The following is a 14,999-nucleotide window of genomic DNA, read 5'->3' as shown; positions in this document are numbered from 1 at the left end:
TGGCTGGTTTATTTTTGTTCTATAGTGGTATAGGAATGTGATTGGATGTATCTTAATCGGGCAAATAAGATTACTGCTCCAGCAGTTAGGCCTGAAATAAGACCGATCCAATAACCATAAGCACCTAATGAAGTAAAGTTGGCTAGATAATAGCCAACTGGAAGCCCAAGAACCCAGTAAGATACAAAAGAAAGCATGAAAGTCACATTTACATCTTTATACCCTCTAAGAGCACCTTGAATGGGAGCTCCAATGGCATCTGCTAGCTGGAAAAACACGGCATACCATAAGAAAGAAGTTGTTAGCTTAATCACTTCAGGCTCATTTGAATAAATACTTGCTACTTGTTCATTAAAGATTATAAGAAGCGATGAGAGTATTAATGCAAAACCTACAGCAGTAATGATTCCTATATAACTATATTGTGCAGCATCTTTATATCGCTTAGCTCCAACTTCAAATCCAACAGCAATGGTCAGTGCAAAAGAAATACTTAGCGGCAGCATGTATAGAAAGGAGGCAAAATTCAACGCAGCTTGGTGAGCAGCAATGGTGATCGTATTGAAATCACTCATTAAGAGTGTAACAGCTGCAAAGATACTCACTTCGAAAAAGATGGCAAGTCCAATCGGGATACCAATTTTCAATTGCTCCTTCCAAGCTTTCAAGGAAGGCCTATAGAATGTCCGGAAAAGTTTATATCTTCTAAATGGGTTCATGTTACAAACGATAAGTACGGTTATGATCGCAGTTACCCAATACGTAATGGCTGTTGCGATACCTGCACCTACACCGCCTAGTTCTGGAAACCCGCCTTTACCAAAGATGAACAAGTAGTTGAATAGAGCATTGACAGGCAACCCGATCAAAGTGATAAACATTGTTATCCTTGTTTGACCAAGGGCATCGATAAAGGATCGGAGTGCACCATATAAAAAAAGTGGAAATATTCCAAAAGATAAAGCGATTAAATATCCTCTGGCTACTTTTTCAACTTCCGCGTCCAGAGACATGGCTTCTAAGATCGGATTTAACACCAATGAACCTAGTAATATGACAATTACTGAAATCATAACTGACAGATAAACAGCCTGCATGACGGACTTTGGAACGCTTTTTGTATTTTTTGCTCCCTCAAGCTGTGAAACAATAGGTGTCAGTGCCATTAGTATTCCATTTAAACCTGTGAAAACAGGAACCCATAAACTCGATCCAATGGCAACTCCTGCAAGCTGATCCGCCCCCGAGCGACCGCTCATCACCGTGTCGAGAAAGTTCATCGCGTACAATCCTAATTGTGTAATAAGAACGGGAACGACTAACCGCAGAAAGTTTTTGTATTTACTTTTTAATGAATGTGTCTGTATCATTTGCATACTTCCTTTATGGTTTGTACTGACAAATCAAGCTAATGCATTATATCATAAAATCTATGAGACTAACGTAAAGGAGAAACTATGAGCGTACAATTTCTATTTGAAGTTCAGTCAGTGCTGCCCGGGGAGCGAACAGATGAAAAAATAGTACTTGTTTCAACTGAACTTCTATATAAAAGCAGCGGTGAAACCATTTTTACAGGAATTATTCCAGTAAGAGTCTCAGATCATGGGGTATTTGTTTCAGTCGCTGCTATTTCAGCAGCATTCACATCAAAATATCTTCGAACAGAAACGTTGTTCCGTTTAAAACGGTATATTAAAAAAATGAGAGATTACTTGGATTTAGATAATAAGGAATAAGTTGACTTTTCTTTATTGCCCTCATATAATATGGAAAAACTAAATGAATGAACATTTATGAAAAAGAGAGTACTCTGTTTAGTATGGTTTAGCGAGCTGGGGGTTGGTGAGAGCCCGGTCCAACTTTCAGACGAAGCGCACTTTGGAAATGTTTGCTTGAATTCGAGTAGGGCAAACCGGGGCTTCCCGTTAACAGATCAAGCGGCCTATTTAGGGCAATGAGAGTGGTACCGCGGTATTAATCCGTCTCTTCTATAATTAGAAGAGACGGTTTTTTTATTTAGGGAGGGAAAAAATTGAAAGGGAAAAAAGAATTTGCTGCTTTTCTTAATAAAAAAATCGGAAACGAGTTAACGTTAGAACAAATTGAAGGGTTAATCGAAAAACCAAAGCAATTAAAGCAAGGTGATTTAGCGTTTCCTTGTTTCCAGTTGGCCAAAATCTATAAAAAAGCACCGCATGAAATTGCTAAAGAGCTTTCATCAGGCACTCTTCCTGACCAATTTGAGAGGATGGAACCGGCTGGCGGTTATGTAAACATCTTCTTCAACAAAAATTCAGCTGCATCAGAACTCTTACTGAAGATATTAAATGAGAAAGAGAATTATGCGAATCATCCTTTTGGAAATGAAAAAACTATCGTATTTGATCTTTCTTCACCAAACATTGCTAAACCATTCTCAATGGGTCATTTGCGCTCAACTGTTATTGGTTCCTCATTAGCAGCCATTAGCGAAAAATGCGGCTACAACACGGTGAAGATCAATTACATCGGAGATTGGGGAACACAGTTTGGGAAATTAATCTGTGCCTATTTAAAATGGGGAGAAGAAGAAAAGGTAAGAGCTAATCCTATTGAAGAGCTGACAAAGCTATATGTTCGTTTTCATGAGGAAGCAGATAAAGATACTTCCTTAAACGGTGAGGGACGATTGTGGTTTAAAAAATTAGAAGACCATGACCCTCAAGCAACAGAACTTTGGATCTGGTTTAAGGATGCATCATTAAAAGCCTTTCAAAAGATTTATGATCTGCTCGATGTACACTTTGATTCATATAACGGTGAAGCTTTTTTTAACGACAAAATGGACGCAACCGTTCAAGAACTTCAGGAAAAGAATTTGTTAGAAACATCTGAAGGTGCACAAATTGTTAAAGTGGGAGAAGATCTGCCTCCATGTTTGATCAAAAAGACTGATGGGGCAACTCTTTATGCTACACGCGACCTTACTGCCGCTATCTATAGAATGAACACTTACTCATTTGATCAAGCATTCTATGTAGTGGGCCATGAACAATCCCTGCATTTTGAACAAGTTAAACGAGTTTTATACAAGATGGGATATGAATGGTCTGATCACATGCACCATGTGCCATTCGGACTTATATTGCAGAACGGGAAAAAGATGAGCACTCGTAAAGGAAGAACCGTACTTCTTGAAACCGTTCTATTAGAAGCTATCCAGCTCGCTGAACAGAATATTAAAGAAAAAAACCCAGAACTTAGCGGTGTCGAGGAAGTAGCACGACAAGTCGGGGTAGGTGCTGTAATCTTTCATGATCTTAAAAACGAAAAAGGAAACGATGTAGAATTTTCCCTTGAACAGATGCTTAAATTTGAAGGAGATACAGGACCATACGTCCAATATACAGCTGCCAGAATAGAGACATTACTTAAAAAAGGGAACTTTGAGTGGAACCTGCCTGCTAAATTCTCTATTGGAGATGAAAGCTGGGAACTACTATCTGTTTTAAATGATTTTCCAGGAGTTGTTGAACAAGCATTTAAGCGCAAAGAACCTTCTGTAATATCAAAGTATGTTTTAAAGCTTTCCCATAAATTTAATCACTATTATGCAAGCGTAAAGATCTTAAATAGTGCTGAGACAAATCAAAGATTGGCTCTATGTGCATCTATTCAGACCGTGTTGAAAGAAGGCTTACGATTATTAGGGATACAAACCCCAAAACGAATGTAGTTATTTTTCTTATAAATTGAAGTTCTCTTAGTGGTAAATGTTTACGGTTCCGTTATATAATCTTATAACTTCAACTTATTAAGGGAATCGGGGAGCTAACAATGGAGAAAAACAATGAACATACAAAAGGTGTTTGGTATGCAGCTATTTCTTATTTAATATGGGGTTTCCTTCCTCTTTATTGGAAACCCCTCGATTCGGTTGGTTCAGGAGAAATCTTAGCGCATCGCATTTTTTGGTCTTTCTTGCTTATGTCGGCTGTTATGGTTATTTTAAAACGTCAGGAAGCCTTGAAAAGAGATTTTAAAATACTTCTTTCTGATAAAAAACAGTTTTTATCTGTGTTTGCAGCCTCATTATTAATTAGTGGTAACTGGCTTATCTATATTTGGGCTGTTAACACCGATCACGTTGTTGAAGCAAGTTTAGGGTATTATATCAACCCTCTTGTGAGCGTTATCTTAGGAATGGTTGTATTAAAAGAGAAACTAAACAGCTGGCAGATCATTTCCTTTATAATTGCAGCCTTAGGTGTTCTTCTTTTAACTTGGCAGTATGGGGATTTTCCTTGGGTAGCTGTTCTATTGGCTCTTTCGTTTGGCCTATACGGACTTGCAAAAAAACTGGGCAGTTTTGACTCGTTATCTGGACTTACCTTTGAGACTATGTTTGTTGTTCCGTTCGCATTTATCTACTTAGTTATTCTTCAAGGGAACGGAGATGCTTCATTTGTTTCAGGAGGCACTGCTACTACTTTACTTTTGTGGGGAGCGGGGTTGGTCACAGCAGTACCTTTAGTTTGTTTTGCACAAGGAGTTAAACGGATCTCCATGACGATGATCGGCTTTCTTCAATATATAGCACCAACCATCATGCTATTTTTAGGCGTTTTTATGTACCATGAAACATTTAGCACGATACACATCATTTCTTTTACTTTAATCTGGATTGCACTCCTTATTTTTACCTTCAGTAGAACAAAATGGGCAAATTATATCATAAATCGTAAAAAACAAAATTCACTTTCTGCAAAAATATAGTATAATGGCAATGACCATTGCTTACAGTTGAAACCTTATCAATGATAAGGTTCTTTTCATTCATTGTTTGAGAGCGCTTTAAATAGGGAATTTACAAGGGCGAGAAATAATGAATCACCTGTTAACAGCAACAGCACAATACTTACAAAGGGAAGCAGGAGGGAACAAAAGATGAGTCATCAACGTTCCAAATCAGAAAATCCTTGGCAAGGACTGAGCGGTCCAAACTTGGCTTATGTCCTTGAACTATATGATCAATATAGCGTGGATCCGGAATCTGTTGACAGTTCATTCAAAGAAAAATTTGATGCTTGGGGTCCTCCAAGTGAGGGTTCTGAATCAAATCAACGTACTGCACAGAGCATTGATGGAATGGATTTAGAGAAATTGGCGGCTGCATTGAAACTAGCAGAAAATATTCGCACTTACGGTCACTTAGCAGCTAACTTATACCCAGTTGGGGAATTTCCTAAAGACAACCACCATATTGACCCGAAAGAATTTAATTTATCGATTGAAGATTTGAAAGCGATACCACCTTCCTTTATTTGGAAAGAGGCGCCATCAAGCGTAAAAGATGGCTGGCAAGCGATTCAAATGCTGCAGGAAGTGTATACGAAGACGATAGCTTATGAGTTTAGTCATGTTCATGAGACTGAGGAGCGCCAATGGTTGAACACCATGGTGGAAACAAGCCAGCATTATCCTAAGTTTTCAGCAGAAGACAAGAAGAACCTTTTAACCCGACTTTCAGAAGTAGAAGGGTTCGAGAAATTCCTTCACAAAACGTTTGTCGGACAAAAGCGTTTTTCCATTGAAGGCGTTGACATGCTTGTACCGATGCTCGATGAAGCTGCGAAAGAAGGATGCCGCGATGGAGCTGAACATGCTCTTATCGGAATGGCTCACCGAGGACGTTTAAATGTTCTTGCTCATGTCCTTGGTAAACCGTACGAATTGATTTTCTCTGAATTTCACCATTCTCCAAATAAAGAGCTAATTCCTTCTGAAGGTTCTAGAGGAATTAACTTTGGCTGGACTGGGGATGTAAAATACCACCTTGGTGCAAGTCGTCTAGTGGAAACAGATCAAACACACAAGATCAAAATTTCATTAGCGAACAATCCAAGTCACTTAGAGTATGTGGATCCAGTTGTTGAAGGATATACAAGAGCTGCTCAAGAAACTCGCGACAGCAAAGGCTATCCTGTTCAAGACACATCAAAGGCATTCGCAATTCTGATCCATGGGGATGCGGCTTTTCCTGGTGAAGGAATTGTTGCAGAAACATTGAATTTAAGCCGACTTAGAGGCTATCAGACAGGCGGAACACTTCATATCATCGCAAACAACTTAGTAGGATTTACAACAGACAGCGGAGATTCCCGTTCAACTAAGTATGCGAGTGACCTTGCAAAAGGATTTGAGATTCCGATCATTCACGTAAATGCTGATGATCCTGAAGCTTGTATCGCAGCGGTTCACCTAGCTTATGAATATCGTAAAAAGTTCCAAAAAGACGTACTAATCGATCTTATTGGCTATCGCCGTTTCGGACATAACGAGATGGACGATCCTTCTGCAACACAGCCTAAATTGTATAAGCAAGTAAACAGCCATCCTACGGTCCGAACTGTTTATGCTAAACAGCTTGTTAAAGAAGGCGTAATTACAGAAAAAGAAGTTACTGCCATTGAGGAAGATGTTTTAACAAAACATCAAACTGAGTATGAAAAAGTACATGGCCGTAAAGAGAAATTCAAACTGGAAGACACTAGACTTCCGGATCCTTTATCAAAAGCCCTTCCTGATATCGATACCACAATTTCTGTGACCGATCTTCAGGAGCTTACGGAAAACATGCTGAAGTTCCCAGCAGACTTTAATGTATACCCTAAGATCCAAAGAATTCTAGAGCGCAGACGCAAAGCATTCCAGGGTGAAAAGATCGACTGGGGCATGGCTGAATCATTAGCTTTTGCTTCCATTCTTAAAGATGGAACACCGATTCGTATAACAGGGCAAGACTCTGAGCGTGGTACTTTTGCGCAAAGACACCTTGTTTTGAATGACAGCGAAAGCGGCAAGAAGTTCTCTCCATTGCACGCGATGGATGATATTGATGTTTCTTTTGCGATTCATAACAGTCCTCTTTCAGAATCATCAGTCGTTGGCTTTGAATACGGCTATAATGTGTTCGCACCTGAAACGCTAGTTATATGGGAAGCACAATACGGTGATTTTGCAAACGTTGCTCAAGTTCTGTTCGATCAATTCTTATCAGCAGGACGCGCAAAGTGGGGCCAAAAATCCGGTATGGTTATGCTTCTGCCACATGGATATGAAGGTCAAGGACCTGAACACTCGAGTGCACGTTTAGAAAGATTCTTGCAGCTTGGGGCAGAAAACAACTGGACAGTAGCGAACGTAAGTACAGCATCACAATACTTCCACTTGTTAAGACGCCAGGCAAAACTTCTTTCCATGGATGAAGTTCGTCCGTTGGTTGTTATGACACCAAAGAGCCTGCTTCGTGATGCGAAAGTCGCATCATTACCGGAAGCATTTGAGAGCGACCATTTTATGCCATTATTAGAGCAGCCTGGTCTTGGCAAGGACAAAGAAAAAGTGAAGAAGCTTCTTTTATGCTCAGGTAAAATTGCGATCGATCTTGAAAAAGCATTAGAGCAAGATCAAATCGAAAGAACGGAATTGCATATTGTACGTGTTGAACAGATCTATCCGTTCCCTGAAGAAGAGATGACAGCTCTGATTAAAGAATATCCAAACGTAGAAGACTTGATCTGGGTACAAGAAGAACCGAAAAACATGGGTTCATGGCTGTATATCGAACCGAAACTTCGTGCTGTTGCACCAAAAGGAGCACATGTTTCATATATCGGCAGACAAGAACGTTCAAGTACAGCTGGTGGGGAGCCAGACATCTACAAAAAAGAACAAGAACAAATTATCCAAACATCATTAGCACTAGACATTCAATCGCGAGAGGGAGGCCGTGAACATGTTTGACGTTAAAGTTCCGGAATTAGCCGAATCTATTTCAGAAGGTACAGTAGCACAGTGGCTTAAAAAAGAAGGCGAAGCAGTTGTTAAAGGTGAAGATCTAGTAGAACTTGAAACTGATAAAGTAAACATCGAGATCAGCGCTGAACGTGATGGTATTTTAAAGAACATCAAAGTTGAGCCTGGCGATACAGTTTCTGTTGGAGATATCATCGCCTCAATCGTTGATGGTGATGCTTCTGAGGCTTCTGAGCCAGCTGCAGAAGAAAAAACAGAGGAAAAAGCTGCTCCAGAAGCACAAAAACAAGAGCAAGTTACAGAAAAAGCTTCCGCAGAAGAAGAAGTAAAAGCTTCTGATCGTCCGATCGCTTCTCCAGCTGCACGCAAGCTTGCTCGTGAAAAAGGCATCGACCTTTCTGAAGTAAGCGCACGCGATCCTCTTGGACGCGTTCGTACGGAAGATGTGAAGCGTCATGCCGAAGGTGGAAGCAGTGAGAAAGCTGTAAGCTCTACTAAGCCAGCAGCACCAGCTTCTAAGCCGGCTGCTTCTGTTGAAGTGGTTAACCCTGAAAAGCCAGTTGAGCGTGTAAAGATGTCCCGCAGACGTCAAACGATCGCTAAACGTTTAGTTGAAGCTCAACAAACAGCTGCGATGTTAACAACGTTCAACGAAGTGGATATGACTGCGATCAACGAAGTCCGCGCTCGCCGCAAGGACAAGTTCTATGAACAAAATGGTGTTAAATTAGGATACATGTCGTTCTTTACCAAAGCTGTAGTTGGCGCGTTAAAGAAATTCCCAGCGATTAACGCAGAAATTCAAGGCGATGAGATGGTTCTTAAGAAGTTCTACGATATCGGTATCGCAGTAGGCGCTGAAGAAGGACTAGTCGTACCGGTTGTCCGAAACGCTGATCGTCTAAGCTTTGCTGGCATCGAAAAAGAGATTGGAAACTTAGCTGAGAAGGCACGTTCTAAGAAGTTGTCATTAGAAGATCTTCAAGGCGGATCATTCACAATCACGAATGGCGGAATCTTTGGTTCAATGCTTTCTACACCAATCCTAAACGCTCCTCAAGTTGGGATTTTAGGAATGCATACGATCCAATGGAGACCGGTTGCCATCGATAAAGAGCGCATGGAAAATCGTCCAATGATGTACATCGCGCTTTCTTACGATCACCGTATCGTCGACGGAAAAGAAGCAGTAAGCTTCTTAACGACAGTTAAGCAACTTCTTGAAGATCCAGAGTCACTTCTTTTAGAAGGTTAATGAGTTAATGATGTAGTTTGATACACCTCCTGCTGTGGCAGGGGGTGTTTTTTGATTTGTTGTGGAAGTGTCGCTGGCGGGGTGATTGTAATGATGAATCGGAATCTTGGCGTACGTCAAGGGACCACCTTCATTCGGCCGATATACAGACGGGAGTTATTTATCCATTCTGCGATCACTTGCCGATGATTCGTAAAAGAGGAACATGGTTTTGCACATCATGCTTTAAGAAATCAAAAGAAGCTCATGTGAAGGCGATTCAAGATTACGCGCTCTTGTTTGATGTTAAGGTTAAAAACCGTGACCTAAGAAAGTTCTTACACCTAGATTCTTCTACCACAATGAAAAAAATCTTAAAATCTATGGATATAAAGCCCACTCCGAACTACAAATTCAGCAGCCTACCAAATCCCGCTTCCTAAATAGGTCACTCAAACGACTTAACATAATATTATTCTAATCAAATAAACGATTGGCTCGCTTTTGGGAGTGTAACCATTGCCAGCTTACTTTAAACTCCTATACTTGCATTTTGCAAATAATTATACTTGTGAAAACTAACAAATCCGAACGTATATTATTTGCACTTTACAACTATTTTGCAAAAAAAGCAGCTGCAACTTGCAGCCACCCCAAATTCTATCATGAAGGAATCAGCAAAATCTTCCCTGTGCTTTTTCTGCTCTCGAGGAATTCATGGGCCTTTGCGCCTTCACTCAACGGAAACAAAGTATGAGCAATCCTCAAATGGCCGTCCTTAATCCATTGAAACAACTCACGCGAACGGTTTACACGTTCCTCAAGAGAGGTTAGCACATTCCATAAGTCGCCGCCAGTTAACGTTTTAGACGTATCCATTAACATCCGAGGATCAATTTTTACAGGATCTCCGCCTGCCATGCCGAAAAATACCACCGTTCCTCCGATTCGTGTTACATCAAAACTATCCATTATTGTAGAACCCACTGATTCATAAACAACATCTACACCTTTTCCTGATGTAAATTCCATTATGGACTCTTTCCAATTATTATTATAGAGATATACCGAATCAGCACCGACCGAAAGTGCTGTTTGACGTTTTTCTTCAGAGGAAGTCAATCCGATAACATCACCGCCTAACAACTTGATGATTTGAATCAATAGCTGTCCTACACCGCCAGCGGCAGCATGAACAAGTACAACATCACCATTTTTAATTGAAAAACTGTCTTTTGTTAAATAGTGTGCCGTAAGACCTTGTAACAAGAGGGAAGCTGCTGATTCAAAAGTCACACCTTCAGGAATAGGGATTGCTTTATCACTAGGCACAACAACCAGCTCTGCGTTAGCAGCTGGCACATCTGCAAAAGCGATTCGATCTCCAACTGACACGCCTTCTACATGACTTCCAACTTCTTTTACAATTCCAGCACCTTCATATCCAAGAATGTAGGGTGGCTGTCCTTCTAGATGATAGTTTCCTTTTCTTCTATAAATGTCAGCAAAGTTTAAGCCAATTGCTTTCATTTCTAACAAAATATCGCGTGGCCCAAACACAGGGTCATTAATTTCACGGTATTCCAATACTTCTGGTCCGCCAAACGTATTAAATACTAATGCTTTCATATATGTAGATCTCCATTTCTAAGAAAATAATGTTCCATATCATAGTAACCCATAGAATTGACGGAATACTAGAGAAGCATCTCGCATAAAAAATGAATTTGACATAAAACATGGTGAGACATTATGATTTAACAAATAGAATCTGTAAAGAGAAGGAGAGAGACATCATGATTCATTTAGAGTGGGCGAACAGACCAACGATCCGCGAAATTAAATGTGTACATACAGAAGCAAAAAAATATTTGGTTAACCGAGCATTAACTACGGGTAAAACATACGAGTTAAAAAATGAAACTGAAGAGTTTTATTTCGTTATTGATAACACGGGTAAAGTAGGCGGGTACTACAAAGAGTATTTCGAAGGCTAAGCAGAAACACAGAAAGCCTGACTCTAAGAGCCAGGCTTAAATAACTTTCACTATTTATTAAGAATGTATTTTCTTTTTTTCTTTATTTAACAGCGCGTCCATGAATTCATGGAATTCCGGAATGTTCATCTGCTGTGCAGAGTCGGATAACGCTACAGCTGGGTCAGGGTGAACTTCAGCCATGACCGCATCAGCACCGATCGCCATCGCTGCTTTAGCGGCAGGGAGGAGAAGATCTTTTCTTCCGGTTGAATGTGTTACGTCAACAACTACTGGCAGATGTGTTTCTTTTTTAAGAATAGGAACCGCTGAGATATCAAGTGTATTACGGGTTGCTCTCTCATAAGTACGGATACCGCGTTCGCAAAGAATAACTTGAGAGTTGCCTTGAGCCAGAATGTATTCAGCAGCGTACATGAATTCTTCAATCGTAGCGGCTAGTCCGCGTTTCAGCAATACGGGTTTGTTTACAGCACCAGCTGCTTTTAATAGATCAAAGTTCTGCATATTACGTGCACCAATCTGAATTACATCCACATAATCTAAAGCCATTTCAATATCGTTTGGATTTAGAATCTCACTTACTACCGCAAGCTGATGTTCATCAGCAGCTTTACGCAATATTTTTAATCCTTCTAGGCCTAGTCCTTGGAAATCGTAAGGAGACGTACGCGGTTTAAATGCTCCGCCTCGGATTAAAGTTAACCCTTTTTCTGCAATAACTTCTGCAACTTGTTTCACTTGTTCATAGCTTTCCACTGCACAAGGTCCCATGATGAAGTGAGGATTGCCATCACCAATTTTTTCACCTTTTACATTTACAATTGTATCTTCTGGTTTCTTTTTACGAGATACCAGCAACGCTTTTCGATTATCATCTTTTTGCAGTTCTAAACTTGCTTTGAAAATTTGCTTGAAGATATGCTGTACAGTTGAAGTTTCAAAAGGACCATCATTGTGAGAAGCAATTAGATCTAACAGCTCTCTTTCTCTTACAGGGTCAAATCGTTTTACTCCTTGCATTTCTTTTAGCTTCCCAATTTGCTGTGCGACATTGCCTCGCTCATTTAATAGCTCCAAAATCTTTAAAGAAATTTCATCCATCTGCTTTCGTAATACTTCTAACTCGTTTGACATGTGCGGTTCCTCCCCAAATTGTACTAGCGTCATTAGTTCCTATCTCGCCGCCGCTCATAGGCTTTTTATATACATAAGCACATAGACACTTTCGCGCTTTAAAGCGTGTGTCTCATAAAGTATTGTTTGTAACTTTAAAGGGATTTCAAAAGAATGTCAAGTACTTATTCAAAAAAAGTTTTTAAATAATTTCGACTCCTTTTTTCGCATTTTTGACATATAGATGTAGGTATTGTAAATTTTAAGAAAAATGAATGAATTTCCTTTACAATAGCACTTCAACGTGTTAAAACTGTCTATAACTTTATAATTTAAATCGCAATGAGAGAACAACAGTAGTGGAATGGTTCCCTGTTATTAGAGAGCTGATGGTGGTGCAAATCAGTACACAGCCATTCACGAATTACAATTCTTGAGCATGCTTTTTTATAAAAGCCGGATAATTTCCGTTATGACAATGAAGGTGGCAAAGCTTTAGTCTTTGCTGTCAGGGTGGTACCGCGAATCAATTCGTCCCTGCTTATTAGCAGGGATTTTTTTGTACAACAAAACAGGCAAACAGGAGGAATAGAAAATGAGATACTTAACCGCGGGGGAATCGCACGGCCCTCAACTTACAACAATCATTGAAGGTGTACCAGCAGGTTTGCCTCTAGTAGCTGAAGACATAAACGAAGAGCTTGCCAGAAGACAAAAAGGACATGGAAGAGGACGCCGAATGCAGATTGAAAAAGATCAGGTTCAGATCTTAAGCGGTGTACGTCATGGAGTGACACTTGGATCACCCATCACACTCGTAGTTGAAAACAAAGACTTTACCCATTGGACAAAAATTATGGGAGCTGACCCCCTCGAGGATGAGAACGCTGAAGTAAAACGTGTCATCTCAAGACCTCGCCCAGGGCATGCAGATTTGAACGGAGCGATTAAATACAATCACCGGGATATGAGAAATGTTCTAGAACGATCGTCAGCACGTGAAACAACTGTAAGAGTAGCAGCTGGGGCAGTAGCAAAAAAGATTTTAAAAGAACTTGGTATCGAAATGGGAGGACATGTTCTTGAGATTGGCGGTGTTAAAGCAGAGCACCTCACATATGAGTCCTTAAACGAACTTCGTGAAAAAACAGAAGCGTCGCCGGTTAGATGTCTGGATCAAAAAGCAGAGAAAATCATGATGGAAGCGATTGACACTGCAAAAGAAAACGGTGATTCTATTGGTGGAATTGTTGAAGTTATTGCAGAAGGTATGCCTGTTGGAGTAGGAAGCTACACGCATTACGATAACAAACTTGATGCCAAACTAGCTGCGGCCATCATGAGCATCAACGCATTTAAAGGCGCTGAGATCGGCATTGGTTTTGAGGCTGCTAGAAAGCCAGGAAGCGAAGTACACGATGAGATAGCGTGGGACATTGAAAACGGCTATACACGAAAAACGAATAACGCAGGTGGATTTGAAGGCGGAATGACAACAGGAATGCCGGTCGTAGTGCGCGGTGTGATGAAGCCGATCCCAACACTCTATAAGCCGCTTCAAAGTGTTGATATTGAAACAAAAGAAGCCTTTGCAGCGAGTATTGAACGATCTGATAGCTGTGCAGTACCAGCAGCTAGTGTAGTAGCTGAATCAGTCGTTGCATGGGAGCTAGCACGAGCACTTGTCAGTCAATTCGGCCAAGATAACATGGAAGTGATCAAGAAGAATATCATTCAGCACCAACAGCGTGCAAGGGTGTTTTAAATGAATACAATTCAAATTACAACACCTTCAAAAAACTATCCTGTTTTTGTAGGTCCAAACGCAATTAATAAGCTTCATAGTGTTTTGCGAAATCTAAAACCATCACCTAAGAACCTATTAATCATCACGGATGAAAATGTAGGGGCACTATATCTCGATGACGTTCAACAAGCCATCGAAAGTTCTTACCCTTATGAGGTTATACAAATTCAAGCAGGTGATGATCAAAAATCGTTTGAAAACTATTTTGCGTGTCAGAGTTTTGCCCTAGCAAAAGGGCTCGATCGTACATCTGTTATATTGGCTCTCGGCGGCGGTATGATAGGTGATTTGGCAGGCTTTGTAGCTGGCACTTACATGAGAGGTATACGCTTTATCCAAATACCAACTACTATTCTCGCTCATGATAGTGCAGTCGGTGGGAAGACTGGCATCAATCACCCGGAAGGCAAGAATATGATAGGTGTTTTCCACCAGCCTGAAGCAGTCATCTACTCAACTGAGTACCTATCAACCTTGCCTGAACATGAAAAGAGATCAGGGTTTGCAGAAGTGATCAAGCATGCACTGATAGCAGATCAAAATCTATACAAAATGCTTCGTAAAAACATCTGCACGATCGATGATTTAAAAGGTGAGCACTTGCTTCAAGCCCTTATTAGAGGAATTGAGATAAAAAACAATATCGTTACAGAAGATGAAAAAGAAAAAGGCATTAGGGCTTATTTAAACTTTGGTCATACACTTGGCCATGCCATTGAAAGTGAAGTTCGATACAAAGGGATCACACATGGTGAAGCGGTAGCTCACGGCATGCTTTTTGCACTATCTTTAAAGAAAGAAACAGCTCACATCGCCATTGAATTAAAGAAGTGGTTGAATACACTAGGATATCCACCGCTGCCAAAGCATTTATCCATCCCTTCGCTTATCAACCGAATGAAGAAAGATAAAAAAGCTGAAAAAGGAACCATACAAATGGTTCTCTTAGATAGACTAGAAAAGCCGTATCTATCATCCTATGAGGCAGAAGAATTAGAAGAGAAATTAACTTGTTTTTTTGAAGAGAAGTAAAAAGGAGCTTTAT

Annotated in this window: 12 protein-coding genes and 2 other annotated features; of the genes, 9 read left to right on the top strand and 3 right to left on the bottom strand. The window is 40.3% G+C overall.

Annotated features, from left to right (window positions below; all coding sequences use genetic code 11):
- Nucleotides 1-8 precede the first annotated feature (8 nt).
- Nucleotides 9-1,370 (bottom strand): MATE family efflux transporter, encoded by a 1,362-nt coding sequence (locus tag IEV52_RS10320; protein WP_188402478.1) that lies wholly within the window; start codon nt 1,368-1,370, stop codon nt 9-11.
- Between the two features lie 87 nt (nt 1,371-1,457).
- Here IEV52_RS10320 and IEV52_RS10315 point away from each other — a divergent pair, with 87 nt between their 5' ends.
- The 6 genes from IEV52_RS10315 to IEV52_RS10290 all read left to right on the top strand — a co-directional run bounded on the left by IEV52_RS10315 (nt 1,458) and on the right by IEV52_RS10290 (nt 9,477).
- On the top strand, nt 1,458-1,739 hold the full coding sequence (locus IEV52_RS10315) for a hypothetical protein (protein ID WP_188402477.1): 282 nt from the start codon (nt 1,458-1,460) through the stop codon (nt 1,737-1,739).
- A gap of 48 nt (nt 1,740-1,787) precedes the next feature.
- Nucleotides 1,788-1,993: a binding site (T-box leader), on the top strand.
- Nucleotides 1,994-2,035: 42 nt separating this feature from the next.
- Complete coding sequence (argS, locus tag IEV52_RS10310; protein ID WP_188402476.1) at nt 2,036-3,718, top strand: arginine--tRNA ligase; 1,683 nt, start codon at nt 2,036-2,038, stop codon at nt 3,716-3,718.
- Between the two features lie 101 nt (nt 3,719-3,819).
- Nucleotides 3,820-4,758, top strand: coding sequence for an EamA family transporter RarD (gene rarD, locus IEV52_RS10305; RefSeq protein ID WP_188402475.1), 939 nt, complete (start codon nt 3,820-3,822; stop codon nt 4,756-4,758).
- 171 nt (nt 4,759-4,929) lie between these two features.
- The gene (locus IEV52_RS10300; RefSeq protein ID WP_188402474.1) at nt 4,930-7,788 is read left to right on the top strand and encodes a 2-oxoglutarate dehydrogenase E1 component; all 2,859 of its coding nucleotides are present in this window, start codon (nt 4,930-4,932) and stop codon (nt 7,786-7,788) included.
- Entirely contained in the window at nt 7,781-9,055 is a 1,275-nt protein-coding gene (odhB, locus tag IEV52_RS10295; protein ID WP_188402473.1) for a 2-oxoglutarate dehydrogenase complex dihydrolipoyllysine-residue succinyltransferase, read from the top strand. Before IEV52_RS10300 ends, odhB begins: the two co-directional genes overlap by 8 nt.
- A gap of 56 nt (nt 9,056-9,111) precedes the next feature.
- The gene (locus IEV52_RS10290; protein WP_188402472.1) at nt 9,112-9,477 is read left to right on the top strand and encodes a hypothetical protein; all 366 of its coding nucleotides are present in this window, start codon (nt 9,112-9,114) and stop codon (nt 9,475-9,477) included.
- Between the two features lie 220 nt (nt 9,478-9,697).
- Here the strand turns inward: IEV52_RS10290 and IEV52_RS10285 are convergent, their stop codons facing one another.
- The gene (locus IEV52_RS10285) at nt 9,698-10,663 is read right to left on the bottom strand and encodes a quinone oxidoreductase family protein (protein WP_188402471.1); all 966 of its coding nucleotides are present in this window, start codon (nt 10,661-10,663) and stop codon (nt 9,698-9,700) included.
- 167 nt (nt 10,664-10,830) lie between these two features.
- Here IEV52_RS10285 and IEV52_RS10280 point away from each other — a divergent pair, with 167 nt between their 5' ends.
- Nucleotides 10,831-11,031, top strand: coding sequence for a DUF6501 family protein (locus IEV52_RS10280; RefSeq protein ID WP_188402470.1), 201 nt, complete (start codon nt 10,831-10,833; stop codon nt 11,029-11,031).
- Between the two features lie 57 nt (nt 11,032-11,088).
- Here the strand turns inward: IEV52_RS10280 and IEV52_RS10275 are convergent, their stop codons facing one another.
- Nucleotides 11,089-12,168 carry a bifunctional 3-deoxy-7-phosphoheptulonate synthase/chorismate mutase gene (locus IEV52_RS10275; RefSeq protein ID WP_188402469.1) on the bottom strand — a complete coding sequence of 360 codons (1,080 nt, stop codon included), beginning with the start codon at nt 12,166-12,168 and terminating at the stop codon, nt 11,089-11,091.
- Between the two features lie 312 nt (nt 12,169-12,480).
- Nucleotides 12,481-12,689 (top strand) — a binding site (T-box leader).
- Between the two features lie 53 nt (nt 12,690-12,742).
- Between IEV52_RS10275 and aroC the strand changes: the two genes are divergently transcribed.
- Together aroC and aroB are read left to right on the top strand one after the other, a co-directional pair.
- Nucleotides 12,743-13,912 carry a chorismate synthase gene (aroC, locus tag IEV52_RS10270; RefSeq protein ID WP_188402468.1) on the top strand — a complete coding sequence of 390 codons (1,170 nt, stop codon included), beginning with the start codon at nt 12,743-12,745 and terminating at the stop codon, nt 13,910-13,912.
- Nucleotides 13,913-14,986 (top strand): 3-dehydroquinate synthase, encoded by a 1,074-nt coding sequence (gene aroB / locus IEV52_RS10265; protein ID WP_188402467.1) that lies wholly within the window; start codon nt 13,913-13,915, stop codon nt 14,984-14,986.
- Nucleotides 14,987-14,999 lie beyond the last annotated feature (13 nt).

Source organism: Fictibacillus barbaricus, assembly GCF_014635025.1.
Taxonomy (GTDB): Bacteria; Bacillota; Bacilli; order Bacillales; family Fictibacillaceae; genus Fictibacillus; species Fictibacillus barbaricus.
Note: the sequence above shows the minus strand (reverse complement) of the source record. Positions and strands in the feature narration are given on the sequence as shown.